Annotated in this window: 25 protein-coding genes and 2 pseudogenes; 8 read left to right on the plus strand and 19 right to left on the minus strand. The window is 38.5% G+C overall.

Annotated features, from left to right (window positions below; translation table 11 throughout):
* Window positions 1-42: 42 nt before the first annotated feature.
* Window positions 43-1,671 (minus strand): ABC1 kinase family protein, encoded by a 1,629-nt coding sequence (locus BANVL01_RS09450; protein ID WP_066085759.1) that lies wholly within the window; start codon window positions 1,669-1,671, stop codon window positions 43-45.
* Window positions 1,672-1,767: 96 nt separating this feature from the next.
* Between BANVL01_RS09450 and BANVL01_RS09455 the strand changes: the two are divergent.
* A pseudogene (locus BANVL01_RS09455) lies at window positions 1,768-1,944 on the plus strand (MBL fold metallo-hydrolase); the annotation flags it as partial.
* Between the two features lie 156 nt (window positions 1,945-2,100).
* Here BANVL01_RS09455 and BANVL01_RS09460 read toward each other — a convergent pair.
* From BANVL01_RS09460 to BANVL01_RS09480, 5 genes are all read right to left on the minus strand, one after another.
* On the minus strand, window positions 2,101-2,439 hold the full coding sequence (locus BANVL01_RS09460) for a hypothetical protein (RefSeq protein ID WP_156487432.1): 339 nt from the start codon (window positions 2,437-2,439) through the stop codon (window positions 2,101-2,103).
* A gap of 115 nt (window positions 2,440-2,554) precedes the next feature.
* Complete coding sequence (locus BANVL01_RS09465) at window positions 2,555-2,914, minus strand: fluoride efflux transporter FluC (RefSeq protein ID WP_066085747.1); 360 nt, start codon at window positions 2,912-2,914, stop codon at window positions 2,555-2,557.
* 4 nt (window positions 2,915-2,918) lie between these two features.
* Window positions 2,919-3,296: a fluoride efflux transporter FluC gene (locus BANVL01_RS09470; RefSeq protein ID WP_066147826.1), complete on the minus strand. Its 378-nt coding sequence runs from the start codon at window positions 3,294-3,296 to the stop codon at window positions 2,919-2,921.
* Window positions 3,297-3,376: 80 nt separating this feature from the next.
* Window positions 3,377-3,856, minus strand: coding sequence for a hypothetical protein (locus BANVL01_RS09475; protein WP_066085741.1), 480 nt, complete (start codon window positions 3,854-3,856; stop codon window positions 3,377-3,379).
* 71 nt (window positions 3,857-3,927) lie between these two features.
* Window positions 3,928-4,323 carry a PepSY domain-containing protein gene (locus BANVL01_RS09480; RefSeq protein WP_066085737.1) on the minus strand — a complete coding sequence of 132 codons (396 nt, stop codon included), beginning with the start codon at window positions 4,321-4,323 and terminating at the stop codon, window positions 3,928-3,930.
* Window positions 4,324-4,582: 259 nt separating this feature from the next.
* On the opposite strand from BANVL01_RS09480, the gene BANVL01_RS09485 reads away from it, so the two are divergent.
* On the plus strand, window positions 4,583-4,960 hold the full coding sequence (locus tag BANVL01_RS09485) for a hypothetical protein (protein ID WP_066085734.1): 378 nt from the start codon (window positions 4,583-4,585) through the stop codon (window positions 4,958-4,960).
* A 201-nt stretch (window positions 4,961-5,161) separates the two neighbouring features.
* Here BANVL01_RS09485 and BANVL01_RS26685 read toward each other — a convergent pair whose 3' ends face one another.
* From BANVL01_RS26685 to BANVL01_RS09530, 10 genes are all read right to left on the minus strand, one after another.
* Window positions 5,162-5,269 (minus strand): YjcZ family sporulation protein, encoded by a 108-nt coding sequence (locus BANVL01_RS26685; protein WP_082804931.1) that lies wholly within the window; start codon window positions 5,267-5,269, stop codon window positions 5,162-5,164.
* A gap of 100 nt (window positions 5,270-5,369) precedes the next feature.
* Window positions 5,370-6,071 (minus strand): ABC transporter ATP-binding protein, encoded by a 702-nt coding sequence (locus BANVL01_RS09490; RefSeq protein WP_066085729.1) that lies wholly within the window; start codon window positions 6,069-6,071, stop codon window positions 5,370-5,372.
* Between the two features lie 12 nt (window positions 6,072-6,083).
* On the minus strand, window positions 6,084-6,860 hold the full coding sequence (locus tag BANVL01_RS09495) for an ABC transporter ATP-binding protein (RefSeq protein ID WP_066085727.1): 777 nt from the start codon (window positions 6,858-6,860) through the stop codon (window positions 6,084-6,086).
* Window positions 6,861-6,864: 4 nt separating this feature from the next.
* A complete protein-coding gene (locus BANVL01_RS09500; protein WP_066085724.1) occupies window positions 6,865-8,169 on the minus strand; it encodes a branched-chain amino acid ABC transporter permease in 1,305 nt (434 codons plus the stop codon).
* Window positions 8,170-8,178: 9 nt separating this feature from the next.
* Window positions 8,179-9,165 (minus strand): branched-chain amino acid ABC transporter permease, encoded by a 987-nt coding sequence (locus BANVL01_RS09505; RefSeq protein ID WP_066085721.1) that lies wholly within the window; start codon window positions 9,163-9,165, stop codon window positions 8,179-8,181.
* A gap of 265 nt (window positions 9,166-9,430) precedes the next feature.
* The gene (locus BANVL01_RS09510; RefSeq protein ID WP_066085718.1) at window positions 9,431-10,615 is read right to left on the minus strand and encodes a branched-chain amino acid ABC transporter substrate-binding protein; all 1,185 of its coding nucleotides are present in this window, start codon (window positions 10,613-10,615) and stop codon (window positions 9,431-9,433) included.
* Window positions 10,616-10,997: 382 nt separating this feature from the next.
* Window positions 10,998-15,464 (minus strand): hypothetical protein, encoded by a 4,467-nt coding sequence (locus BANVL01_RS09515; protein ID WP_066085716.1) that lies wholly within the window; start codon window positions 15,462-15,464, stop codon window positions 10,998-11,000.
* Window positions 15,442-16,188, minus strand: a complete 747-nt coding sequence (locus BANVL01_RS09520) for a DUF6063 family protein (protein WP_066085710.1) — start codon at window positions 16,186-16,188, stop codon at window positions 15,442-15,444. Before BANVL01_RS09520 ends, BANVL01_RS09515 begins: the two co-directional genes overlap by 23 nt.
* Entirely contained in the window at window positions 16,185-17,699 is a 1,515-nt protein-coding gene (locus BANVL01_RS09525; protein ID WP_235845522.1) for a hypothetical protein, read from the minus strand. The genes BANVL01_RS09520 and BANVL01_RS09525 overlap by 4 nt, the downstream gene beginning before the upstream one ends.
* A complete protein-coding gene (locus tag BANVL01_RS09530; protein WP_156482241.1) occupies window positions 17,690-18,763 on the minus strand; it encodes a Wadjet anti-phage system protein JetD domain-containing protein in 1,074 nt (357 codons plus the stop codon). The genes BANVL01_RS09525 and BANVL01_RS09530 overlap by 10 nt, the downstream gene beginning before the upstream one ends.
* Window positions 18,764-19,174: 411 nt before the next feature.
* On the opposite strand from BANVL01_RS09530, the gene BANVL01_RS09535 reads away from it, so the two are divergent.
* A complete protein-coding gene (locus BANVL01_RS09535; RefSeq protein WP_235845523.1) occupies window positions 19,175-19,468 on the plus strand; it encodes an EthD family reductase in 294 nt (97 codons plus the stop codon).
* Between the two features lie 80 nt (window positions 19,469-19,548).
* Here the strand turns inward: BANVL01_RS09535 and BANVL01_RS09540 are convergent, their stop codons facing one another.
* Window positions 19,549-20,466 carry a VOC family protein gene (locus tag BANVL01_RS09540; RefSeq protein ID WP_066085703.1) on the minus strand — a complete coding sequence of 306 codons (918 nt, stop codon included), beginning with the start codon at window positions 20,464-20,466 and terminating at the stop codon, window positions 19,549-19,551.
* 227 nt (window positions 20,467-20,693) lie between these two features.
* Here BANVL01_RS09540 and BANVL01_RS09545 point away from each other — a divergent pair, with 227 nt between their 5' ends.
* The 4 genes from BANVL01_RS09545 (at window position 20,694) to BANVL01_RS09560 (ending at window position 24,290) form a co-directional block, all read left to right on the plus strand.
* Window positions 20,694-21,065, plus strand: a complete 372-nt coding sequence (locus BANVL01_RS09545) for a GntR family transcriptional regulator (protein WP_066085699.1) — start codon at window positions 20,694-20,696, stop codon at window positions 21,063-21,065.
* Window positions 21,062-21,958, plus strand: coding sequence for an ABC transporter ATP-binding protein (locus BANVL01_RS09550; protein ID WP_066085696.1), 897 nt, complete (start codon window positions 21,062-21,064; stop codon window positions 21,956-21,958). The genes BANVL01_RS09545 and BANVL01_RS09550 overlap by 4 nt, the downstream gene beginning before the upstream one ends.
* Window positions 21,955-22,641: a hypothetical protein gene (locus BANVL01_RS09555; RefSeq protein ID WP_066085693.1), complete on the plus strand. Its 687-nt coding sequence runs from the start codon at window positions 21,955-21,957 to the stop codon at window positions 22,639-22,641. Before BANVL01_RS09550 ends, BANVL01_RS09555 begins: the two co-directional genes overlap by 4 nt.
* A 218-nt stretch (window positions 22,642-22,859) precedes the next feature.
* On the plus strand, window positions 22,860-24,290 hold the full coding sequence (locus tag BANVL01_RS09560) for a PQQ-dependent sugar dehydrogenase (protein WP_066085691.1): 1,431 nt from the start codon (window positions 22,860-22,862) through the stop codon (window positions 24,288-24,290).
* 80 nt (window positions 24,291-24,370) lie between these two features.
* On the opposite strand, the gene BANVL01_RS28750 is transcribed toward BANVL01_RS09560, so the two are convergent.
* Complete coding sequence (locus BANVL01_RS28750; protein ID WP_082804932.1) at window positions 24,371-24,493, minus strand: DinB family protein; 123 nt, start codon at window positions 24,491-24,493, stop codon at window positions 24,371-24,373.
* Window positions 24,468-24,599, minus strand: a pseudogene (locus tag BANVL01_RS28755) (DUF4865 family protein); the annotation flags it as partial. The gene BANVL01_RS28750 and the pseudogene BANVL01_RS28755, both read right to left, overlap by 26 nt.
* 341 nt (window positions 24,600-24,940) lie before the next feature.
* On the opposite strand from BANVL01_RS28755, the gene BANVL01_RS09565 reads away from it, so the two are divergent.
* A complete protein-coding gene (locus tag BANVL01_RS09565) occupies window positions 24,941-26,077 on the plus strand; it encodes a DNA cytosine methyltransferase (RefSeq protein WP_066085689.1) in 1,137 nt (378 codons plus the stop codon).
* Window positions 26,078-26,121 lie beyond the last annotated feature (44 nt).

Below are 26,121 nucleotides of genomic sequence, written 5' to 3' on the forward strand. Positions count from 1 at the left end.
GCACAAAAAAGATTAACTTTCAATATTTTGGTAAAATTTCCCTCAAAAATGTTTACTATTGTGCTTTTCATAATTCTTCAGCCATTTTTTTTGCCTCACGCTGCATACCACATAGAAAATTACTGAAATGCCAACGATGACTGCCGATATTTGTGAAATTAGCGTATTATTCATATAGAGTCCGGATAAGCCGCCTACTCCCCCTAGTACACCCAAGAAAAACGACTGCTTTTTTTGATTTTCAAAAATTGAAAAATAAAACTCCCTTTGCTGCTGCCTTTCCTTTTGCTCAAGGAGTCGTTTTGGTGTTTCTAGTAAATCAGTAATAGAATGGAAGATTTGAAAAACGGGTTGAGCTTGGATCCATTTCAATAGTAGCTTCCATTTATTTTGATTACCTTGTTTTAACCAATCGATAAACGCAGGTTTTGCAATCTCCAAAAATTCTTGATTTGGGTTAATGGTATGAAGCATCCCCTCAATGGTAACAAATGAGCGTCCTAAAAAAACAAACCGTGTTGGCACTTGGATTGGCAGCGATTTAATCATCTCGTTAAGATCCCTTTTCACTTGAAAAAGATCCATTTCTTTCAACTGGTTAAGATCAATGGAAAGGGCTTCCTTAAATAGCGGTTCTATTGTTTTTGTATTTGCATCTGGAAGAAAAAAGCCCAAATCCATCAATACTTTTACTGCCAATGAATAATTCTTCGCAAATATTGCCTGGATTAAATCTTGAAAATTCATAGCATCCTTCTTAGAAATTTCACCCACCATCCCAAAATCAAGCAGGACAAGGGTACCATCCGACTTTATCAAGACATTTCCTGCATGTGGATCCGCATGAAAAATACCTGCCTCTAACCATTGGGGAATGAATAACCGGAATAACCGCTGTGATAATTCCACCTTGTCAATCGAAAAGCGATCTAAAAAATCTACCTCGGTAATTCTAACCGCATCAACCCATTCCAATACCAACACCTTTGATGTACAAAGTTCAGGATAAACCTTTGGGATATGAAGCTTGGGAAAGGCCTGGAACCGCTGCCGGAAATGAATAATGGTTTCCATTTCTTTGATAAAATCTACTTCTCTTTCAATCACCGTTTTTAACTCTTGGAACAACAGTTTAAAATTGATAAACCCTTTAGGAACAGGGGCAAAGTGATCTGCAAACCAAATAATTATCGCCAATGAACGAAAATCAGTTCGGATAATTGACCGTATCTCTGGACGCTGCACCTTTACCGCTACTTTGGTTCCGTCCTTTAATTTGCCGCGGTATACTTCTCCAATCGATGCGGAAGCCACTACTTTTGAGTCAATTGAAGCCAATATGTCCTCAATTGGTCCTCCCCATTCCCTTTCCAATACGAGGTTAATTTCTTCCCAAGGAGAGGCCGGTACTTGGTCAACTAAATCCTGAATTTGATTAATAAAACTAGTTGGAAGCAAATCGGCACGAATACTTAAAAATTGTCCAACCTTGATTAATAATCCCTCTAGCTCAAATAAAGTCTGACGAAATTCCTGTCCGATATTCCCCCATAGCTTTTCCCGTTCGGACTGTGATTTTTTAAAGATTCGATACCAATATACTCGAATAAAAACAGAAAATGCAAAAGATAATATCCTCCACATCCGTAACCAATTATACTTCCCTTTCATCATTTAGCCCCCTGCAGGATCCTTATTGTATAAATGGAAAACACTATGAAAAAACTAATCATAGACATACATTAATATGACAAGGGTTTTTTTTCAATGGATAAAGAGATGTCTTATGGAAGTGATTATAAATTTATCCCTGCTACTTCCATTGCGTGTGGTGTCGGGATGAATGTCCTCGTTGATTTATATTGCCATACGATTCAGATTGTCAATATTTGTTTAGTCGGGAACCCTGAAACGAAAGATTTTGTTTTGGTAGATGCCATCATGTAATTCAACTTCCTCACGACGGAAGCGTTCCTCATTTACCCGGATACAAATGGATTCATACACCAGGCCACTCATATGTAGACGGAAATTTGCATTAGCAAAAAAAAGATTGCAATGTATAATTTGCAATCTTTTTTTAAGTACTCCTGTAACAGTTTACGACTCCTTAAGAGGAATTCCTAAAGTTAGATAACTAGTAAATCGATTGTTAGATTGACAATAAGGACATCTAACAGTAATCTCAACATCAACAATTTGTAGCTTATTATTATTGGCAAAACTCTTTTTAAGAATAACCACTTGATCAGTAACTACTTTCCCGTCATGTATTGACCGCAGTTCTTCTATTTCAGCTCCACTAACGATTGCAGCATACTCAAAGTCTTTACTGCAAAGGATACAAGATTTTTTATCAGTAACAATCCTATTTGTCGAATGAACCGTCTGCAAACTCATCATCAAAACCTCCCCTTCTATGGTCCTATATTTCGACAAACATGAAAGCGTTTCCTGCAAAATAAATAAAATGCAGTTACTTTTTTATAAATTAAAAAGGTTTCCTAGACTTTCTAGGAAACCTTCCTTTCTTGCCATCCGACTTTCCTTCCTTTTATTTCCCCCACCAATATCCCCAAAAACAGGCCAGTAAATTGGAGGCGTACATGAAAGCAGCGTAAACAAAAAATTGCAGATTCTTTTTCCCCTCTAATAATTGAAGTAATTCATAATTAAAGGTTGAGAAAGTAGTAAACGCTCCGAGAAAACCAATTGATAAGAAATTTATTTGATTATCTGAAAAATAATTTGCGCTGTAAATGAATCCGATCGCCAGAGAACCGGAAACATTGATTATGTATGTACCTGTTGGAATCGAAAAAATCGTCCATTTGGAAAAAATATTACTAAGATAATAGCGAAAGATGGCCCCAAGAAATCCTCCTGCACCGATAACCAGAAGTGTTTTAACCATATCGTTACCCTTCCTCTATTTTCGCGGCAACGGATTGTCCTAGATGTACAAAACAAAACCCGCCAATGATCGTAAGAGTTATGTAAAGAAGGCTTGTCCGGATTCCCCATTTCATAAATAACTCTAATGCTTTCAGGCTAAAAGAGGAAAAGGTAGTGAAGGAACCGACAAATCCTGTTACAAATCCAATCCGGAAAATGGCAGAGAAACGGGTGTGTTTTAATGCTAAGAAAAAACCAATGATAAAACACCCCAAAAGATTAACAATGAGGATTCCTGAAGAAGGAGGAAGGACTGTATGAGAAATCAAGGAATCTAAAAGAAATCGTGAAATTGCACCAATCACTCCTCCAAAGCCAACAGCAACATATACCATTTTCATCACTTCTTTTTATCCTAATATATTCTCTTAAAACAAAGAAATGCTTAGATGGTATAAAATAAATGTGTTAAGGATGATTTTTAATCATTATCACTATTAAACCACTCTTCTTCCCATTCATCTTCTTCATACTCACTGCACCATTTGTAATTTCTTTTCTGGAAAGTAAGAATGTAGTTTCTTAACATTTTATAGCGAATCAGTTTTTGATCCTGAGTCATTGCCCCGGCCCAGGCATAGGTTTCTATCAGGTCAATATAATCCATGTAAATCCGATGATAAATTTGATCAAGACGTTTTTTTTGCGCTACCGTATAGCGAATATTTTTTGTGCAATCTAAATCCGAATCAGTAGAATCAGTACTCTCTTGTTCTTGGTGCATTTTAAACGGATCTAAAACACCTTCTTTATCTATGTCCTTCCATTCTTGCAGTTTCTTTGTTGTGTCTATATTGGACTGTTCTTCATTTTCATTATTATCAAACGCTGCAAAGGAAGGTAAGACGGCTGATAAATAGCTAATGAAAAAAAATAGGATAAACGCACACTTTTTTACCATCCAATTTCTCCTTCTATACAATTTATAAAGTTGCATGTCAGATTTGACATGCAACTTTAAGGGCAATACTGTTAATCATCTAAATGGTCGTCATCCCCATCATGGCCGTCATCATCACCATGCCTGTCATCATCACCATGGCTGTCATCGTCACCGTGGCCGTCATCGTCACCACGATGTGAACCTTCTTTCTCAACTTCTAAAACCTGACCAGTCTTTGCGTCAATTTCCACTTCATAAAAAGTCCCGGCTTTTTTAATTTTTACTTCATAATGCTCTCTTCCATCGTCCATTTCTAATTTTACGTGGATAATTTCACCTTTTACCTTTTTTAAAGCGATTTCTCCTGCTTCTTTTTCCGTAATTCGATTTGCCTTGGCATCTAATAAATGACTTGCGTTAACATGCCCAAAAGCAGTAAAGCTAATTGGGATTAGTAAAGTGAGTAACATGATTAATTTCTTCAAACCCTCACACTCCTTTATTTTTTTATTAGCTTGCGCAGGAGTGGAAAACTTATTCTTTTTTTTAAAAGACAATTTGCTGTTCTCTAATCGTTATTACCTTGTATAGATAATTTGTCCAAAAAAAGCTGACAAGCTGGGGTAATGCCGTTACCATTCCATGACATTCTGCAAATAATACAGTAAGGCAATTATGTAAAGAGGGAGAGAGAATAATGGGATAAAAGGTTTTTTTGGTTCCTCGAGCCAATATTTCCGAAGAATGAACGAAAGGCTCCAGCTTTGGAGGTTAAAAAAGCTAGTAAGGAAAGACCAGGGGTATATAAAATGGGGCCTAGGGATTGATACTCCTTTTTTCTTCAGTTCAAAGTTTGCAATCGAAAATAAATCGATTACCATTACCGGCTCGCAAATTACACACAATCATTCCTGGCCCATTAAGTATTCCATTGTAAAAATGAGTAACCTAGGAACTTCCATTCAATATTTTGACAGTATCATTTTCTATGGCGACCATGCTGAAGGTGAGTTTGTTCACACTTTTTCTATTCCTAGCGATACGGGCTATCAGCTGGAGGTCTTCAACTATTTTAAGTATCATTCAACAGGTAAGATTCGGATTTTACAAACATACGAATAAATCTTGTATGACCATACCGCTTTCTGGATTGAATGCTCAATTTTTTAGATCCTCGTCAATTTGCCTATAACCATTGGACAACTTTCGCATACCATAAAAAGAGAAGGACAGAAAATTAGGCATTTTCTTAAGGTGAAAGAAAACAGGGATTGCCAGATACAATCCCTATTCGGCTTAAATTAAAATAAACGATGTTGTCATCTAATAAAAACAGCCACCACCGATAAAGCTTGCACCGATGATTATAAGCAGAATGAATAAAACTACAACTAAGGCAAATCCTCCGCCAAAGCCTGCTGCACCATCCATTTAATCCACCTCCTAGTTGATTCTGAATATCTTATGTAAAAGAATCCTCTTTGTGTGGGTGCGGTTAAATTTTCGGGAAGAAAAAATGGCTAAAATTTCATTATGCTAAGTAGGCTTCGCGGACTTCTTCATTCTTAATTAAATCATGGCCATATCCATGCAGGCGAATTTCTCCGGTTTGAATGACATAACCCCTATCGGCAATTTGCAATGCTTGATAAGCATTTTGCTCAACAAGTAAGATGGTTATTCCTTCTTGGTTCAGTTCCTTAATGATGTCAAAAATTTGTTCAACAATGATGGGCGCGAGCCCCATTGAAGGCTCATCGAGCATTAATAAATCAGGTTTCATCATTAGCGCTCTTCCGATCGCAAGCATTTGCTGCTCACCGCCGCTCATCGTTCCGCCCTTTTGGTCGAGCCTGCTTTTTAGTTTAGGAAAATACTGAAAAACCTTTTCGATTCTTTCTTGAACCACATGTTTATTTTTCACAGAAAATGCGCCAATCAGCAGGTTTTCCTTAACTGTAAGCTTTGGGAAAATCCTTCTGCCTTCAGGAACATGGGCAATGCCCAGTAGCGTCACCTCATGAGCAGGTTTGTTTGAAATTTCTCGTCCATTATAAACAATATTCCCCGTTTTTACTTTCACGAGGCCACTAATCGACTTTAAAGTGGTTGATTTCCCTGCGCCATTACTGCCAATTAGCGTGACAATTTCTCCCTTTTCCACGGCAACATCGATAGACTTTAAAGCCTGAATACCCCCATAAAAAGATTCAACTTTTTTTAATTGCAGCATCAACCAGCCCCCCTATCCTGCCTGAACAGCTCCCGTTCCAAGGTATGCTTCAATCACCTTAGGATTGTTTCGAATGTCTTCAGGCTTTCCTTCGGCAATTTTTTCGCCGTGATCCAATACAACGATATGTTCAGAAATTTCCATCACAAGCTTCATATCATGCTCAATTAAAATAACGGTAAGATTGTATTCATGTCTTATTCTCTTTATCAACTGAGTAAGTTCGTTCGTTTCTTTTGGATTCATCCCAGCCGCCGGCTCGTCTAATAATAAGACTTTTGGTTTTGCAGCAAGAGCTCTTGCGATTTCCAGCCTTCGTTGTGCCCCGTAACTTAAATTACATGCCTTTTCATTTAAAAGCGGGGCAAGTCCGACATATTCCAATAATTGATACGCTTTCACTTCGGAAGCTTTCTCTTCCTTCCGAATGGCAGGAAGATTGAATAAAATACCGACAAGCCCCGCTTTTATATGTGTATGCATGCCAACAAGCACATTTTCAAGCACGGACATTTCACTAAACAAGCGGATATTTTGAAACGTTCTTGCAATGCCTTTTTTGGAAACTTCATGGGGTTTTAATCCGATCAATTTTTCATTTTCAAGCAAAATCATCCCTGTTGTTGGCTGATACACACCTGTAATCATATTAAAAAAGGTTGTTTTTCCAGCCCCGTTCGGTCCAATAACGGCTGTTATTGAGTTTTTTTCCACTGTCATCGAAACATCTTGATTGGCTGTAATGCCGCCGAATTTCTTCGTAAGATTTTGAACTTCTAAAATAGACATTACGCTAAACCTCCTGAGCTTTCTCAATTTGCGAATGTTCAGGTATACTTTTCAGATTATCCCCATTATCCTTCGTACATCCCTCTTGTAATTCCTTTTCATTATAGACATGGTTTTTTGCAGGCAAGAGTCCTTTGGGTCGATATAAAGCAAACAGGATTAAAAGTAAGCCGAATATAAGCCTTTGCATTTTAGAAGGAGATAGCGCATCCGGAATGGAAAAGACCCCCGTTGAATTTAGTTGATTCAACCAATTTGTCACTTCTGTTAATACCTGAAGATTAAGGATGGTCATAACGGCCGCGCCGAGAATGACTCCTGGGACACTGCCCATTCCGCCCAAGATGACCATGACCAAAATCGTAATCGACTCTAAGAGAGTGAAGCTGGTCGGATCGACAAAGGCCTGTTTTGCAGCAAAAACGACACCCATCATTCCTGAAAAGGAAGCACCAATCGCAAAGGCCATTAGTTTTGTCCGTACTAACGGGACACCCATCGCTTGGGCAGCTATTTCATTTTCCCTGACTGCTTTCCACGAACGGCCGATTTTTGAATGCTCAAAACGGCGAACCGTAAAAATTGTAAATAATAAGATCACAAGGACAATGTAATAAAATTGGCTTGGATAAAGAAAATCAATTCCAAATAAGCGGGGCGGCGTTACGGAAGCAATCCCCATTGCCCCATTCGTAATATTTAGCGGGCGATCCAGATTATTAAAAATAATTCTAATAATCTCGCCAAAACCTAAGGTAACGATCGCTAAATAATCACCTTTAACCCGGAGGACTGGGATGCCAAGAAGAAGGCCAAATATAGCGGCGACAAAGCAGCCAATTAAAATAAAGATCCAAAAGCTTTCACCTGATAGAGGAAACGATCCAAAAGGCATAAAATTGGCTGCTTGGGCTGTAGCAAAAATCCCATAGGTGTACGCACCAACTGCGAAGAAGGCGATAAATCCTAAATCAAGAAGACCTGTCATGCCAACTACAATATTTAATCCCAGAGCCATAGATATATAGATTCCAACAAGTGTTGCCACTTCCATATAGGATTGATAGGCATCACCGTTACTTGCGGTGAAGGGAAGTAAAAACACAAGCACGATTCCCGCAATTAACCATTTTGTGAGGTTCTTGAAATTTGTAAAATATAATAGTAACAATGAAGATAGTAGGAGCAGGAATGCAGTAACGGACCTTTGAGCCATAAATAAACTAAGTGATGTGATTCCAATGTAAATGAGGAGAAAAATTCCCTGCGCAAGTTTGTTTTGTTTATATTTTTTCCATTGAGATTTCATTCTTCTCACCTACACTTTCTCAGTAACCGGTTTGCCTAATAAGCCCTCCGGTTTAAAAAGTAACACAATAATCAAGATGGCAAAGGCAAAGACATCTTTGTATTCGGCGCCAAATACGCCGCCAGATAAAAGGGTTAAATTGGCTGAAGCAAACATTTCCAGTAAACCCAGCAGTAAACCGCCAAGCATGGCTCCGCGGATATTTCCAATACCGCCTAATACTGCTGCCGTAAAGGCTTTTAATCCAAGGATAAAGCCAATATAAGGATCGATTGTTCCATATTGGACAGCAAATAGTACCCCCGTTGCCCCGCCAAGCGCCGATCCGATAAAAAAGGTGATGGAAATTACCTTGTTCACATTTACCGTCATTAAGGAAGCGGTCTCGCGATCTTGGGCAACGGCTCGCATCGCCATGCCCCATTTTGTTCGATTGACAAATATATCTAGACCAATCATCATAATGACTGCCGTAACCAGCACGATCACAAACGATGTTTTAATCGATGCGTCGTTAAAAATGGCACTTATTGATGAGGCCTTAATCGAAATTTGATCTTTAAAAAGATTAGGCCCTGTTACGATATAGTTCCCTTTTTGTAATTCCGCTATGAATCTCACAATATCTTGTAATAAAAATGAGATACCGATTGCTGTGATGAGCGGGATTAATCTTGGTGCATTTCGTAATGGCCGATAAGCTACTCGTTCAATCCCCATCCCTAAAAGGCCTGTCAGGACTGCGGTTAACACGAGAACAGTTATCAGCATAACAATCGCCGGCACCGCTGAAACCCATCCCATTCCCGTCAGCACAATTAAGATAGCAGTGCCAATAAAAGCACCTGACATAAAGATTTCACCATGAGCGAAGTTAATTAATTCCAATATCCCGTAAACCATTGTATACCCTAAAGCAATAACCGCATACACTGCACCTAAGGTTAGCCCATCTATCACCACCTGCGGGATTGTTTGGAGTATTTCGTTCAGCATAAGTTACCTCCTTGTCCACAATTTAGAAAAGCGCAAGCGCCCTGGTCAGCGGTGTATGGCCTGGAGCGCTCCAACTGAGATAAAGGAAACACGAAGAGCGGAGCGATTCGATGTTGACTTATCGTAGGGCGGAGAGCGAAGGACACTAGCCGCTAGGGCGCTGGAGCTGGACAATTCTCAAAGTCAAAATTTATCTTTCTAATCTTTTAAAAAAGGGTACTCTCACCCATTAAATGAGCCATACCCCTTTCCAACCCCACTAGTTTTATTTATTCACTTCGTCCACATATTCGGCTGGATATTTTGCTTCTTTAAAACTATAAATAAATACTTTGGCATAATCATTGTCGCCGATATCGTCAAAGCTGACTTTTGTCAACACTCCTTGGTAGTCTTTCACTCCGCGAACGGCATCTCTTACCTGTGCGCGGGTTGGCTTTTTGTTATTATTTGCTTTAATCGCATCCTCAATTCCCTTTAAGACCACACCCATCGTATCGTAGCCATAAACCGAATAAGACTCTGTATCCTTTTTATATTTGGCCTTATAGGTTTCGATAAATTTTTTACCTTCTTCTATTTTTGTTGAATCACCGGCAAGCGAAGTAATGTAGGTATTTTTAATCGAATCTCCGGCAATTTCAACTAGTGTAGAAGCATCCATTCCATCCCCGCCTAAAAACGGGACATTAATGCCTTTTTCACGTGCTTGCTTGATTAATAGTCCGCCTTCAGCATAGATTCCACCGAAGTAGACTAAATCAGGCTTCTTAGACACCACTTGGTTAAGAACGCCATTAAAGTCTTTTTCTCCGACGGTAATTCCTTCAAATCCAAGAATTTCGGCTCCTTTTTCTTCAGCAGCCTTCTTGAATGCTTCTGCAAGGCCGGTACCGTATGCTGTTTTATCTTGAACGATAAAAATCTTCTTTGCCTTTAAGTTGTTAACGGCAAATTCAGCACCTGCTGGACCCTGAAAATCATCACGGGCCACGATCCGATTGACTGTCTTTAATCCCCTTGAGGTGACTTCTACTGCCGAATTGGCAGGTGAAACCATCGGTATCTCGTATTTTTCATAAACTTCTGAAGAAGGAATAGCGACACCCGAGTTAAAGTGACCAACAACGGCCATGATTGATTTATCTGCGCCAATTAACTGAGCATTGGCTACACCTTTTTTTGGATCGCCCTGATCATCATAGGGTACAAGCTGTAAGGTAAAGCCTAAGTCTTTAAACTTTTCCTTTTCCTCTTCTAATTTAAGCTGTGCTCCTAACTTGATGGCTTCCCCAATTGTTGCACTCCCACCTGAAAGCGGCGTCTGAGTAGCAATTTTAATAACATTTGAATCTTTTGTATCGCCACCGGAACTACCACAGCCAGCCAAAATCATCCCTGCCGCCAAGCTTCCTGTTAACAATAATGTTAAAGACTTTTTCAATTTCATGGTGACCCTCCCTATTTTTCTTTTAAACAAGCCCCTTACATATATATTTAGCAGAACCAAGAAGTAGGACTATATATTTGTTTTATTATTTTGAAAATTCACTAGACTTCTTGCAACTGGGGGAGTGGTTATTTTTTCCGCTTCAAATTCTAGATGGAAGCAATTCCTGTTAATAAGGGATAATTATTAAACGAGAATTCCTTGGGGAATTATTTGCAGAATTAATCGTCCAATGTAAGGTTGAATACAATATTTGCGATGAATAGAAAAGAGGCATTCTAAAAAGATGCCTCTAATTGTTTGCTTTGATGCTACTATGTTCGTTTTTTGACTTATTAGTTGTTTTACGGCTTTTATCCTTTTCTAGTTCCAGTTTGTTTCATCATACCGGAGCTTCTTCAGCTCCTTGGTAAATTCGAAAGGCTGGAACAATGGTGTCCGATACAATTTCTTTTCCTTTTTCGCGAATGAAGTCCAATTTATAATAGGCATCAAATCGTTGGCTGATTTCCGTTTTCACCAGTTCGGGCGGAGTGACGACGATGAATTGGAACTTCAGTTTTTCGGCAACTGAGAAGATCGGGTCGAGGACATGTGCTGACGCCGCTTGTCCGAACGGATTATCACAGACTAAAGGAACCCAGCTTTGATCTGATTCGTTTTTAACCGATAATAACATCATCATCATCACCATTCGGGCTGATAGCTTTTGTCCGCCGCTGCCATCGGATTTCGTCTTTGAACCTTGATTAATGGTCTGCCAGGTTGAATAATGATCTCTTTGCGGTTTCCCGTACATAAAGGCATTATCCGTTCGCATATTATAGACAAGGAGCTCAGGATAGCGATTTCGTAGGGATACAAATAAAATTTGCTCATCACTAATCAGTTGTTTTATTTCTTGATCTACGACTTGATTATTATGATCAATCGTATCAAATTGTTTGGTAATTTTGTTAATCGCCGCTACAAAATGCTGCTTCAAGAGCGGCTCGATATCTTCAGCCTTTTTAGGTAAGATGTCTTCTTTGAGCTGGACGAGTGGAAAGGATCCTCGTTCATTTTTCAGCTTCATTTTTGCAATCATAGAACGAATGGCCTCTGAAATGCTCATGACCTTCATGCTGGCACGGCTGGCCCAGAAGTTTTGCGCCTTTTCTGCCCTTTCTTTGTCGCGTTCTAATTGTTCCAATCCACTTTGTGAAAAACGCTTCATATTTTTAACAACGCTTTGAATATGTGAATAATGCCTCGTATCCATATGATCTAATGTTGTTAAGACTTCATTTTTGAAACGAATCTCCCAATCTTTGCCTTCAATCGTTAGCTTTAAGTTACGCAATGATTGTTCGATTTTCGCATGTTTTTCTTGACCTTCTTCCTGAATTGCTTGATGTGCTTCACACCAGGATAAGATACATGCTTTACCTTGACTCTTAATTTTTTCTACATCCGTATCTGTAAATGCTGCCGCTTCCTCCTTAAGGATAACGGATAACGTTAATAAATCCCCTTCGAAACCCGCAATGTTCGTTTCTGTTTCTTTTTGGCGCTTTTCAGCCTGCTTTAGTTCCTCTATCGTTTGTTTCGTTTGGTCTTTTATTTCTACTGCCTTTACTTCTAAGTCAAGGTCTTCCCATTCTTCAGGCTGTTTTTCATGCTTTGCTATCTTTTTTCCTGACTTAACACGCTGAACAACGGCAAGCTGCAAGGAAGTTTCTGCGACGGTTACAGCCGTTCCTTGTTCCCGTTCTTCTTTTTCCGCAGTCTTCGCTTCCTTCTGTGCCGTTTGCAGCATATTTTCTAGTATACTTATCGGTTCATCTGGTTCCGGAGCTTCCTTCCACTCCTTGTTATGAGTATCGAGTTTTTTCTCTAATTTCTTTTGCTGCTTTTGTTCTGTTTCTTTTTTTGCTTGAATAACCAGTAATTCTCGCGACTGTTCTTCTTTTGATTTTTGAAGCTGTTTTAACTCTAAGATGCTTCCATTAATCTCCTCTAATAAATGAGGTGATAAACGTGGAACCTCTTCAGATTGCTCCGCTTTTTCATCAGCAGGAAAAACCGCTGCTTCAATAAAGAAGGCAATCTCCTTTATCGTTTGTTCGGTTGTAACCTTCCATTCTACATACGTTTGATTCCACTTGTTTTGCAGTTCAACGATAGTTTGGTGCTCTTTTCCTATTTCTTGCTGCCCTATACATAAGGCTTCCTTTTGTTTCTCTTTCTCTAATTTCACACGTTTATTTTCTTGATATAGAAGCTTTTCACGATCAAATTCTTCGATTGTTTCTACATTTTTTGTAAGCTTGTCTATTTTTTCTTTTGTAGTCTCCAATTGTTTTTTTAGCTGAATCTGTAATTCTTTTTCTTTTTGCTCTTGTGTTGTGATTTCCTGTAATTTCATTTTCTTAGAAAGAAGGGCGTTCTGTTCCTGATTGAAAGCTTTCTCGATATCAACAGCCAGCTCACTCGATAAAAATCGATCGATTTCTTTTAACATGCGACGTAAGGAGGTTTCTGTTTTATTAATTTCAATAAGTGTATCTTTCTTTTCTTCTATTTGTTTAGCAATCTTTATTTTCCAGTTGGTAAATTGATTTTTATCCGTTAATAGCTCTTTTTCTGTTCCGTTAATGATCACGAAGGATGGCTGTTGTTGTTCATTGTTCATTGCTTCACGCAGGAAAATCGGAACAGGACTTTTAAACATTCTACCGGAAAGAACCTGCTGATTAATTTTTTGCCATTGCTGCCCGCTTACGACTAAACCATAGGGAAGGAGCGGATAGGTCAACATGTAGTTCGCGATATCTTCTTTACTTAAAGATTGGAGAAATTGGGTTCCATAAAACACATCAATGCCAGTCTTTTCATCAATCCATTCCTTTAATTCTTTCACATCTTTATTGGGAATCCAGAAGTGCTCATCATTTAAGGAATGGTCCAGCTGTATTTCCCAAAGATCTTTTTTAATTTGTTCACCTTGTTCTCGATTATTGGCTAGTATATCTTCAATCTGTAATGCATATTTCGAAAGAAGCGCGTGGGTAAACGGTGCAGTTACATCAGCTACTAACCCATGAAGCCGATCTACTAGTTTTGCTTCTTTTTGCTTTTGCTCTTCATTTGCCGCCATTAACTCTTCACATTTTTCTTCTGAAAAATGAATCGATTGGACAAGCGTACCATGTGAAGTGGCTAACTTGTTTTGCACTTCACTAGATTCTTTCTCTTTTGCTTGCAGCTCTTCTAACTTAGCCTTTTTGTCTTCAATTTGTTTAGAAAGAAACTCGATATAACCCCTTAAGTCATAGGTTAAGCGGTCGCCAAATTCTTTGATGAGTGCTTCTTCCTTCGACTCAAATGTATGGATTTGCGTATAGAGAAAATCAATTTCCGTACTAAGCTGAGCAATCTCTTTTGTCTTTTGTTTATCCTGCTGCGACAGATCATTTCCTTTTTTCGTTAAAAACTTTTGATATCCCAAATACTGCTTAACAGCTTCTTGTAATGATAGATAAGATTTCTCCCATTGCTGTGCTGCTTCTTTTTTGATTTCATCCATTCTTTGATTCACTTGCTCTAAACCGTTATTTTGTTCTAATGTCGCTATCTGCTGTGAAAGAGAGCGAATCGTTTGCTCGTTTTCACTCCACTCTTTCAATAATAGTAGAAAGGCAAGCTGTTCTTTACGCTCCTGTTTATCCTGAACGACCGCTTGTAAGGAAGTGTGCTTATTCCTTTCTTCTACTAATTTCTTCTCCCAATCTCGTACCTCTCTGTGAGCTTTTGCAAACTCTAAATTGTCTTTTTGATAGCGTAAATCTGCTTGCCTTATCGTTAATTTTTCCATGTCTTTCGCTATAGTAAGCTGCGATTCCTCTTCCGTTTGCTTCAAATGCTCTAAAGCACCCAAAAGTTGTCTTCCTACCTTAACACTTTCATGAACAATTTCTTTATGCTCTACCCCTTTAGCTAGGTTCTCTTCAAAAGGGACAATGTCTTCTAAAAATTCCTTATGTGCTTGTTCTCTTTTCAAAAGAACGGGCAGATCCTTGGCGATACTGGCCTGACTCTTGAAAATCTCGATAAGATCGTTCTTTTGATGTTCCGTCCGATGCAAGACTTGACTAACCGTAGGAATGATTCGTTTTTGGAACAGGGAATGATCATCCTCAGCTCCCTCAAAGAATTTCCCAACGCCGCCTTCATCCTTGTTAATCTCCTTCATAATATCCCAGTCTTTACGGTTAATTCCGTATGTATCCAGAATACGATAGTGCTTCTTCGTATCGCGGTAAACGTCATATCCATTCCATTTTAAATAGTCCTTCAAGCTTTCGGTTTCCGCAACCTCATCATTTTCATAAAGTGGAATATGCTCAAGCGAAACCTCTTCTTTCCGTTCAAATTCTCTTGTATAAAAGGTAATATTCGGGAGAATTTTCGCTTCCTGTTCCAACGTTTTGCTTTCATTTCCACTTTCTTCACTCATCGAAATCCGCTGTTCGGCCGAGAACATTCCTCCCGTTACCAGATGCCTGTGGTCCGAACCGTCCAATTCCCATTGAATAAGAACATGAAAGGTGTAGGGAATAAATTGCTCTTTATTATTAAAAAAGAACTGCTGATAATAACGATTGTTTTGTTTTCCCCACGAGGTTCCAGGTTTAAGGATTTGGAAGATGGTTTGCAGGAATACACCTTTACCACCCCCATTCATCATCGCAATAAGACCATTTGTGGATGTCTCTTCATTATGGAAGTTAAAAGTGGTATCTTTATATTGCTTCTGCATGCCATCATACTTCAGGCCAACAATTCTAATTCGATGGATTTTCGGCATGCTCATCCTCCTCTATAGTCATTAATTTTTTAAATAATTCATAACGATCATAATCGTGATACAGGTATTCAATTCGCTCAAAAAGCTCTTGTTTTGGAATTGCCTTTGGAATATCATCCCGATCTAGAATGACGATTAAGCCCTCTGTCTCTAATAAGCGCATGCTACTAGCAATTAAACCGATTCTGGTTCGTCTATTGGCTTTTTTCAACCCATAATCATCCGTGTCCACTTCCATGTACTTCCAAGATGTCACAACTTCCTTCATATCGATTCGTTCTTCTTCACCGAAGGCAGGTTTCACTTTCAGAATGCTTTCCCAATTCATGATGAGGTCGTTGACAAGACGTTCTAATGCGTAATAGCTAATCCCTTCCCGCTTCGTGCGGATTTTCGCAGCCTGGTTCCGGTCTATGGCTGCTAAAAAAGCCATCATGACAACGCTCATAAGATGAAAGTGTTTTTTCGTTTCGACTTGCTTATGCTTTTCTTTCATATGTGTAAAATTCGTAGCAAAGACAGAGCCGGTCGGCTGGACAACTAAGTGAATCCGTTTCGGCGATTCAATGATATATGTACCTGATTCATCAGCTAATAAAAGAACAGTCTGTCTCACTTCCGGATCAAAATAGGTCTGAAAGTGTTCGCTATTTTCATCGATTACTCTATCTTTTAATAGAGTAAAATAGATAGCTGATGCTTTTTTGATTGATTCTGCATTCATCGTTGCTCCTCCTGTACACATATTTTGAAAGGGGTAATTTTCATTTGATACCAATGATGAGGCTCCGCTCGATGATCAAACATGGTAAAAAGTTTCAAGCCTTCAAAAGTTTGAAATTGTGGATATTCCTGCATTAGTTTATAAAGAAGAATTTCCCTCTCGTCACTTAATGTTTCTTCCTTCCGATGCAGCACTTGAACCTTCAGCGGCTTTTTATCAAACATCATCCATAAATCAATTGTTTCAGACTCTTCAAACCATAAATCCTGCACTTCTAATGGCATCGTGGATAAATCAGCTAATGAAAATTCTCCGTATGTTTGTAAATGTTGAAAAACATAACTCCATGCCTTTATAACAGAATCCCAGTTCGTTACTCGGAGACGAGTAATGCTTTCTTCTGCCTCTTCTTCGATGACAACATCTGTAAGTTGTTTTTCATCAAATTCTTGTTCACCCCATATCCAATCCAGCGGTAAAATAAATTCATTCTTCGGTGAAAATAACGGAGAAAGGACTTTTTCTATTGTCTCGAAACTTTGAACCCCTTTCTTCATGAACCAATTCTCATAAAGATGTTCTCGAAATGAAACCAGGCTCGTTTCCCAAAACAACGAAGGGTTTTCCGCTTTTAATTTCATCTCATAGGAGATATTTTGAATGACGAGCTTGGCAAAACGGTCATGCAATTGCCTTGTATGACCAATTTTTTCTTGGAGAAGAATCAATTCTTTCTGAATATAATCATCTTCTTCATTTCTTCGCTTCGTTTTTTCAATCATGCTTGTAATGGTACGGAAATGATTTTTTTCTTCTTCAAATTGCTTTTCAATTTCTACACGATTGTCGGCCCTTTGCCATTCTTCTTCGATCAATAAGATTTTAGGATTGTTAATCATTTCCTTTTGAAAAGTGAATTCTTTTGACATTAAGCGGTTTACTCGTGAAATGAGGTGATCGAGGTTTCGAGTAGCTTTTCTAAAATTACCATTTTTAATTAGCTGCATACTATAGAGTTGTTCGATCGTTATCGAGAATTCCTCCGCCATTTCCCTGCTCATAAAAATCATTTCCTGAGAGACATCCGTGAGTTTATAAACAATCGATCCGCCGATTTCTAAATTCGTATATAATTCATCCATCGTGACATAACGGAAGACCTGAGTTTCCCAAGATTGACTTATTTCATCGTAATATAAGGATTCAAACGGTTTACTATACTCTTCTTTCCCCTGATACAGGAGCCCGCTTGTAATCCGTTCCATTTGCTTCTCGTCTGCTAGAAGCTTCATTTGCTTAATGGAATCTTCTACCATATATTTGATATCTGATTTGCGGCGATGATCATCATCATTTAATTCTCGATAAAAGATGGTCAGGAGCACTTGCATCAGAATCGTTTGGATATGAGGCTTCAGCTCTCCTACTTCCATTCCCCTGCCAAGCTCAAACAATGGATTTAATCGTTGCATACGCTGGGCGAAACCTTCCCATGATTCGTTCACAGCCATCTCCTCCATGTTTCAATTGTTAACACTTCTTGTGGGATTCGCTTATTTTCCTGCCATAATTGCTGTAATAACGCTTGCTCCTCTTCCGTAAACCATTGAAAAAATAAATCACGGTATTTGAGGTTCTGTGATTGGCCCATTTTCTGGTCATTCCTTTGTTCTAGACATCCGAGCATTTTTCGATAAATTTTTATGGCAGGCTGAATACAGCAATCCGAATATTTTTCGATAAGCCGAATGAGGATCCCGTATCCTGCGGCATCAAGATCTCCTGCGTAGTAGAAAAGATAGGCATTTGGCGGAAACATTCGAAAGAAAAAGGAAAAGCTCCGCTCAATTTTAGTACCTTCCCCATAAATGATTAATTCAGGTTCATAATCGAGTTGATTCGCTTCCAATAATTTAATCGAAGTATGAAAGAAAGATAGATTTTCGACGATTAGTACTCTCTGAATATCTTTCATTTCTTTCCCTTGTTTGATCCAAAAGACAAAAGGCTCCCCATAGTTCACCATTTTAAGCTGGTCTTCTGCTATTCCAATTCGAGCTAAAAAGCCTTTTCCATCAGAAAAGCTAACACTATCAATCAAGAATTTTTCATGGCCAAAGAGCTCGAGGCTTCTTTCTTCTACCGATACAATTTCCCGTTCCTGACTGGACTTTAGAAACATATATACTTTCTGGATTCGATTCCATTCGTCTTTCGTTTGCCATTGGGGATGCCGTTCATAATAGGAAAAATCAAACTGATCAGTTAATTTCATCATCTCGAGACGATCCCATTTGGCGGCCTGAACTTTTATATTTACCCAGTAATATAAGGCAAGCGCTGGTGTTTTACCATTGTATTGATTATTTTGAATAGGGATCAGTTGTCCTTCAGCTTGCAATGTTTCGATTGCACGATAAAACAATGAATAACCGTCCATTTCAAAATAATTATCTAATAGCTTGCGCAACTGAAATTCTAACTCGTTACTATTTATTTTCTTTTTCTGGTTAGGGTGTTGAATATCTGCGATAAAACCTCTCACCCGTGATTCAATGATATCGATTGTGCTCACCTACTTACCTCTTCTTAGTGTCATGAATAGACTCCTAATATCCATTTTGGACATCCTTATATTATAAACTAGTTACGATATTGTTGGTAAATGAAATTTTTTTAACATAATAATAGACGGCAAATGAACCAACTCGCTCGTCATAGAAGATTAAAAGTCGGTTATTCATTATGGGAGGCGTCTTTTCCTTTTTACCAAATTTGACAATTATAAGGCCATTATACTTGTCAAGTTTTGGACAGAGAATACCGTCAACTTTCGGTAATTTCGAGTTAGCAAAAACACAAAATCAATACGTTTTAATTTTTGTGAAAGCCGTTTTCATTCATATATACATTTGAAGAATATTATATTTATAATGAAATATATTATACTAGATATTTCAAAAGGAGTGATGGGGCAGTGGCGAAAATGATTATTATGTATGAGGAACCAAAAGATAAGGAAGGATTTGATCAGCATTATTTTGATGTACATGTTCCACTTGGCAGGAGTATCCCCAATATTATAAAAGATTCTGTGCAACGTGTCGTTAGTGCCCAGAATACTCAATTAAACTTATATCTTGTTACCACTTTAGAATTCGAAAATATGGAAAAGCTAACTGAAGCATTTGCAAGTCCAGAAGCTAAAAAGGCTGAAGAAGATGGTCCAAATCTTTTTCGGTATTTGGAAAAACCCCCTATTATTATGATTGTTGAATAGGTGCGGATATTAAAGATAAGAATTGAAGCGAACATCTTTAAATAGATGTTCGCTTTTTAGTTAAATTTACGTTTAATGTTTTATTCACCCTTGTATGCTTTCTGTAATTCCACAAGATCAAATTTCTTCATTTTAAGAAATGCTTGCGTTACGCGCGCAAGTTGCTCAGGTGTGCCCTTGCTCATCATCGCGTCCATCTCACTCGGCACAATCTGCCAGGATATACCAAACTTATCTTTTAGCCAGCCACATTGCTCGGCTTCAGGAACCGCCGAGAGCTTTTCCCAGTAGTAATCAATCTCTTCTTGCGTGTCGCAGTACACCATAAATGAGATTGCCTCGTTAAAACTGAATTTATGCTCGTGCGCGCTATCCATTGCGACAAACCACTGATTTTCTAAGCTAAAATCAGAGAACATGATTGTTCCTTCTTTGTCAGGTTCCATGCCTTTAGTGTATCGGACGATAAGGCCCTGCGTTGAGTTCTTAAATACGGATAAATAAAAACTAATCGCCTCTTCCGCATGACCACATTGATCACCGACAAACAAAAGTGATGGTACTATTGCAGGGCGCTCTTCACCTTCTGGTTTGGTTAGGATTAACTGCCAGGACAAACCATACTTGTCCTGAATCCAGCCATACCTCTCGCTGAACGGATACTGTTCAAGTGGCATTAACGCTGTGCCGCCTTCGGACAATCTGTTCCAAACCTCATCTATTTTTTCTCTTGCATCTTTATCCCGTGATCGGTCAAAGTTGACAATGAAAGATAACGACGGATTGATTTTGAAAAAAGGACCTGCGCTGATTGCCATAAACTTCTGCCCCCATAGCTCAAAAGTGACTAAACAAGAGTCCCCTGAGGGTGTATTGTGGATTGATGTTACATCTGTAATTTTTGAGTCTGGGAAAATGGAAGCGTAAAACTCGGCTGCTTCTTTCGCCTCCTTGTCATACCATAAATGCGGAACGATTTTTTGATTTGAATTTGGCATAGTAATTCCTCCTTCATTTTCTGATAATTATTATACAACAAGAATGGACCAAAATTTCAGTGTAAAGAATTCCTTTACAGCTTAAGATTGACCTTCATTATTTCCATATATTCGATCGAAGCAGAAAAACACCTATTTTTAACATTTCTCTATTTAGTTATTGACATACTGCTTCATTCGTTATATGGTTAATTACATAAGTAACTAACCGATGTGGTGGTGATGTAGTGAAAAACTTAATAGACGATGGCCGGCCTATTTTTGTCCAAATCGCAGAACGGATTGAAGATGACATTATTGAAGGTGGGCTTCCAGAAGAAACACAAGTTCCCTCAACGAATCAGTTCGCCGTATTTTACAAAATTAATCCTGCGACTGCTGCAAAAGGTGTAAATTTGTTGGTGGATGAAGGCATTTTATACAAAAAAAGGGGGATTGGAATGTTTGTTGCCAAAGGGGCACGTTCAATGGTAATCGAAAAACGGAAAGAACAATTTTTCGAACAGTATGTGATCACAATGATTCGTGAAGCAGAAAGACTTGGCATTACAACAGATCAGTTGACTGATATGATTCAGAGAGGGGATAAAAAACGATGAAAAACGTGATTGAAGTAAAACAGCTGGATAAATCGTATGGAACATTTAAAGCTGTTCACAACACTAGTTTCTCCGTTCAAGCAGATAAGATCTATGGTCTTCTAGGCAGAAACGGTGCAGGTAAAACGACTTTGATGAAATTGATCACAGCACAAATCTTTCCGACGAGTGGTGATATGAAGGTATTTGGGGAAAATCCCTATGAAAATGCTAAAGTCCTTAGCCAAATTTGCTTTATTAAAGAGAGCCAGAAATACCCCGATCTTTACAATATCCTTGATGTGTTAGAAGTTTCTAAATCCATATTTCCAAATTGGGATGTCAATTTTTCAATGTCGCTTATTAAGGATTTCAACTTGCCTTTGAATCGAAGAATCAAGAAGCTCTCTCGAGGAATGCTTTCTGCAGTGGGAATCGTGATAGGGCTTGCCAGTCGAGCACCTCTAACCATTTTTGATGAACCATACCTGGGACTCGATGCCGTTTCAAGAGGGATATTTTACGATCGACTGATGGAAGATTATGCTGAACATCCACGAACGGTGATTCTGTCTACCCATTTGATTGATGAAGTGAGTAACCTGCTTGAACATATTTTAGTCATGGACAACGGGAAACTGATTATTGATCAAGATGCAGAAGAATTACGGGATTGGGCTTTCACAGTCACTGGGCAAACATCTAAGGTGGAAGCGTTTCTCATTGGAAAAGAAATCGTGCATCGTGAACCGTTTGGGGGATTGCTATCTGCCACTGTCATTCGCAGCCAAAATGACACTGATCGAAAACAAGCGGCCGCAATCGGACTCGAGATTTCACCTGTATCCTTGCAGCAGCTTGTCATCCATTTGACAAATGGAAAATCTGAACAAAAGGGAGCGATTGCAAAGTGAAAAGAATTTCAGGTGTATTAAAACTTCATTATCGTGATAAATGGGGATGGATTTATATTCCAGCGATTATTCTGTTTTCAAGTTTCGCTATTAATCTGATCATTAGTTTCTTGATGACTAATCAAAAAGATTTATACACAGGTGGTGTTTCTTCTATTTTCTTTTACACCTTTATAGCAGGGATTTTCTTAGTAGCGAAATCATTTTCTTTTGCTATTGGAATGTCAATCAGAAGAATCGATTATTTTATTGGCTCCTCATTATTTGGAACAATCAGCAGCACGCTCATAGCCAGCTTGATTTTCTTATTAGCGCTTTTGGAAAAACAGACAAATGGCTGGGGCACTAGACTCCACTTTTTTCATCTACCTTATGTTAATGATGGTACGCTCTCGGAACAATTTATTCTCTACATGATTATACTTCTCAATTTGTTCTTCCTAGGCTTTTTAATATCGAGTTTTGCACGGCGTTTTGGCGGCAAAGGAATGTTTATCTTCTCGTTGGCCTTACTTCTGATTGGAAGTATATTTTTCTTCTTGATTTCCCAATACGAAGTTTGGGGTAGTATCTTTAGTTGGTTTACCAGTCGTACAGCTGTACAAATCGCCTATTGGCTTGTCCCTTTCACGTTGCTCTACCTACTTGGCTCCTACCGCATGCTGCGAAAGGCAGTGATTTAATGCAGTGCCACTACCCGAAAAATCATATTCCACATAAAAGTTTCACAAGGAAAAACGCAAAATTAACTCATTAAATCATAAAAACCGCACGGGTGAAAAATTCACCGTGCGGTTAAATATGTATTATGCCTTATCAGCCCTGGCCTCATTTGGTACTAATAGAACTGTTCTAATCATATTCTTGTAAAAGAAAACCATTAGAAGGAGTGGAAAGTTAGGTGATAAAAGTTAAGGTTCGTTTACGGCCCATTGTTAGTAAAATCAATTTGCCCACTGTTTTAAAAACAACTATCCTTCCGGGTGATTCAATTGAAAGATTATTTATTGCAACCCAGGTAGGAGAGATTTTTTACATAGATAATGGAGTTATACGGACTTTTTTAGATATACGCCCGCAAATCATAAAACTAGGTACTTCTGAACCAGGAGTTTCTCGTGGTGGATATGATGAACGGGGATTGTTGGGGCTGGCGTTTCATCCCCAATTTACTTATAACGGTCTATTTTATCTTCATTATTCAGTCGCGGGAACACAAGGTCCTGGTGCACTGACTAAACATTTTAAGCCTGACCCGTGTGATCCAAAAACCTTAAACTTAAGGTGGACAAATAGAGAAACTAAATATAATCATATTGATACAGTTGAAGAATGGATTTTACAATCGAATGGGCAGCCTCAAAAACGACGGACATTACTTAACTTAAGAAGACCATTTTTCAATCATAATGGTGTCAATAGCTTAAACTTTTCACCTGAAACAGGAAAACTTGTTTTAACAACCGGAGATGGCGGAGCAGGCTATGATCCATTTAATTCAAGCCAAGATAATATGGAAATAGCCGGAAAAATAATAGAAATTGACGTAGTTAAGAATACATTTATCGGTAATCCACCCGTAGTCACACGTTTTAATGAACTTCCCGTACCTATTCAGGATACACTTACGGTAATTGCCAAAGGGGTCCGCAATATACCAGGCATTTCATATCAAAGGATTTATAATCAGTATATCAAATATGTGGGGAATGTCGGACAGGATTTAGCTGAGACGATTTTTTCATTTGTTCATTATAGACCAATACCGGTTACCCAGCTTGTTCAAGCTTCTTTAAGAAACAATGAACCTAAACAAAAAGGATTTATAAACCTTGGCTGGCGAGGGTGGGAAGGTGCTTTTCCTACTTCGACTATAAAGGGCTGCTCTGAAAATTCGACTTCGGATGAGAAAACAATTGCTTATTACAATGAAGCAGTAAAAACTTCAGTGAAGCGTCTTCAGCCGCTAACTAGTTATTTTCATTCAGACCCTCGCCCCGATAAGTTTGGAGGAACTGCACTTACAGGAGTGCAAGCCTTTATGGGGAATGAAATCCCCACTTTAACGGGAAGTGTAGTGTTTACCGATATTGCCCGGAATGAAGAATCGGGGCCTCCGGTAAGAGGGGTTTTAGCATATACCAGGGTAAGAACAGATGGTAAACTAAATGATTTTAGTGTGATTGAAACCGATTATAATTTTGGGTCGCAGTCAGCTTATTATGTTAGTTTGGGAACGAATCTGGATCAAACCAGACTATATTTAGGGGTTTATGGCTCAATGAAAGTGACTGATGTTAACCAAGGTACTGTTTTTGAAATTGTTCCATGATTTATACATTCGATTTAATAGATAAACCACAAAAAAACAAGAGAGCACCCCTGCTCTCTTGTTTGCTTTTTGTAACGGAATTAACCTTTCATTCTTAAGAAAAAAATAAATTCTGTTGTTGTTCTTCCATATCCTAGCTGCCGTATCATCGTTGAAATATTCCCTCTATGGTACCTATTATTGAGAAACATGTAAAATCTCATAGATTGTAATTGGATTACCAGATTCAAATACTGGAATTAGATTGTGAAAACTGAAGTGGCTATATCCCCATTTATCCGGATTGTAAACTAACAAATCCCCTACACTTTTTAGCTCATCTTTTAGGCGGTATTAAGATTTATTTAGGTTTGTCTAGCACATGTGTGGATTTTATTGGCTTTGATGTAGTTTGACGCAATGCTCCGCTAAAAATCTCATCCAACAGTCTATCTGTGGCTTCATCCCGTGTTTTAGCAGTGACCCTAACTATTCCGTTCCGTTTGATAGTTTAGTAAAGAAAGACCAAATTTATGACGGTCTTCCTTATATTGTGGTATTATAATAAACTAACGTTTTAAATATGGAAATTAAATTGCTGGACCGATTTAAAGATAAATGTTATAATACATTTATTAAAAATAGTACAACTATCTAGTAGGTGTGATTAAATGGTAAAAAAAGCAATATCCTTATTTGCAGGTGCAGGTGGACTTGATATTGGAATTAAAAGAGCAGGTTTTGAAGTGAAACTTGCTGTTGAGATTGAACCAACATATTGCGAAACACTCCAAACCAACTTCCCTTACCTAACAGTAAAACAAGGAAATGTTATGGACTATTCTCGTGAACGCATATATGAAGAAGCTGGCCTCTCTGAAGACGAGGAAATCGACTTATTTATTGGTGGGAGTCCGTGTCAATCATTCTCCACAGCTGGAAAGAGACAAGCATTTGAAGATCCTAGAGGACAAGCAATGTTAAAATTTGCTGATCTTGTCCAGGAAATGCAACCCAAAGTATTTCTTCTTGAAAATGTGAGAGGACTTCTTTCATCAGCTTTAAAGCACGTTCCATTGACTGAACGGGGGAAAAGACCGCTTGAACCTGATGAACAACAAGGCAGTGCATTTCGACACATATTAGAGCACTTTGGAAACTATGAAGTGAGCGTCAAACTGTTAAATGCTGCCGATTATGGAGTTGCCCAGACCCGTGAACGTGTTTTTATTGTTGGTGTCCGCAACGATTTAAATACTAAGTTTGAATTCCCTGAAGCGACTCATGATAAAACTGGCTCAAAGGGGAAAAATCCATGGAGAACCATTGGGGATGTTTTGAAAGAGTTAGAAGTTACAAAACACCACCACGTTAAATATTCTGCTGATCGTCTTAAATGGATGAAAATGATTCCAAAAGGTGGAGGAAACTGGAGAGACCTTCGGCAATATGGTGAAGAAGTTGTTCGAGAAGCTATGGGTGGAGCATATGAGTCTGGTGGAGGTAAAGTAGGATTTTTTAGACGTGTAGATATTAAAAAACCAGCTCCTACTCTTCTCACGTCACCTGCTCAAAAGAGTACAAACATAGGTCATCCGTTTGAAGATAGACCGTTAAGTATAGAGGAATACTTAGCGATTCAGGAGTTTCCAGAAGACTATTATGTTGCTGGAACTCTTACAAAACAATACACCCAAATCGGAAATGCTGTTCCAACTCGTTTGGCTCAAGTATTAGGTGAGTCCATTTACGAAATGTTAATAAAAATTGAAAATTCACAAGTAAATGTCAAAGATATGGTAATATAGGATATGGGGATTTTTTCCCATATCCTATTTTTTATTGGAGGACG

Origin of the sequence: Neobacillus novalis NBRC 102450, assembly GCF_001591805.1 — a bacterium.
GTDB classification, from domain to species: Bacteria; Bacillota; Bacilli; order Bacillales; family Cytobacillaceae; genus Neobacillus; species Neobacillus novalis.

Bases quoted from the DNA above. Each gene is read 5' to 3' on its own strand.
- BANVL01_RS09450 (WP_066085759.1), bottom strand. From the start codon at position 1,671: ATGAAAGGGAAGTATAATTGGTTACGGATGTGGAGGATATTATCTTTT.
- BANVL01_RS09465 (WP_066085747.1), bottom strand. From the start codon at position 2,914: ATGGTTAAAACACTTCTGGTTATCGGTGCAGGAGGATTTCTTGGGGCC.
- BANVL01_RS09470 (WP_066147826.1), bottom strand. From the start codon at position 3,296: ATGAAAATGGTATATGTTGCTGTTGGCTTTGGAGGAGTGATTGGTGCA.
- BANVL01_RS09475 (WP_066085741.1), bottom strand. From the start codon at position 3,856: ATGGTAAAAAAGTGTGCGTTTATCCTATTTTTTTTCATTAGCTATTTA.
- BANVL01_RS09485 (WP_066085734.1), top strand. From the start codon at position 4,583: ATGAACGAAAGGCTCCAGCTTTGGAGGTTAAAAAAGCTAGTAAGGAAA.
- BANVL01_RS26685 (WP_082804931.1), bottom strand. From the start codon at position 5,269: ATGGATGGTGCAGCAGGCTTTGGCGGAGGATTTGCCTTAGTTGTAGTT.
- BANVL01_RS09490 (WP_066085729.1), bottom strand. From the start codon at position 6,071: ATGCTGCAATTAAAAAAAGTTGAATCTTTTTATGGGGGTATTCAGGCT.
- BANVL01_RS09495 (WP_066085727.1), bottom strand. From the start codon at position 6,860: ATGTCTATTTTAGAAGTTCAAAATCTTACGAAGAAATTCGGCGGCATT.
- BANVL01_RS09500 (WP_066085724.1), bottom strand. From the start codon at position 8,169: ATGAAATCTCAATGGAAAAAATATAAACAAAACAAACTTGCGCAGGGA.
- BANVL01_RS09505 (WP_066085721.1), bottom strand. From the start codon at position 9,165: ATGCTGAACGAAATACTCCAAACAATCCCGCAGGTGGTGATAGATGGG.
- BANVL01_RS09510 (WP_066085718.1), bottom strand. From the start codon at position 10,615: ATGAAATTGAAAAAGTCTTTAACATTATTGTTAACAGGAAGCTTGGCG.
- BANVL01_RS09515 (WP_066085716.1), bottom strand. From the start codon at position 15,464: ATGCCGAAAATCCATCGAATTAGAATTGTTGGCCTGAAGTATGATGGC.
- BANVL01_RS09520 (WP_066085710.1), bottom strand. From the start codon at position 16,188: ATGAATGCAGAATCAATCAAAAAAGCATCAGCTATCTATTTTACTCTA.
- BANVL01_RS09525 (WP_235845522.1), bottom strand. From the start codon at position 17,699: ATGGCTGTGAACGAATCATGGGAAGGTTTCGCCCAGCGTATGCAACGA.
- BANVL01_RS09535 (WP_235845523.1), top strand. From the start codon at position 19,175: ATGATTATTATGTATGAGGAACCAAAAGATAAGGAAGGATTTGATCAG.
- BANVL01_RS09540 (WP_066085703.1), bottom strand. From the start codon at position 20,466: ATGCCAAATTCAAATCAAAAAATCGTTCCGCATTTATGGTATGACAAG.
- BANVL01_RS09550 (WP_066085696.1), top strand. From the start codon at position 21,062: ATGAAAAACGTGATTGAAGTAAAACAGCTGGATAAATCGTATGGAACA.
- BANVL01_RS28750 (WP_082804932.1), bottom strand. From the start codon at position 24,493: ATGAGATTTTACATGTTTCTCAATAATAGGTACCATAGAGGGAATATT.
- BANVL01_RS09565 (WP_066085689.1), top strand. From the start codon at position 24,941: ATGGTAAAAAAAGCAATATCCTTATTTGCAGGTGCAGGTGGACTTGAT.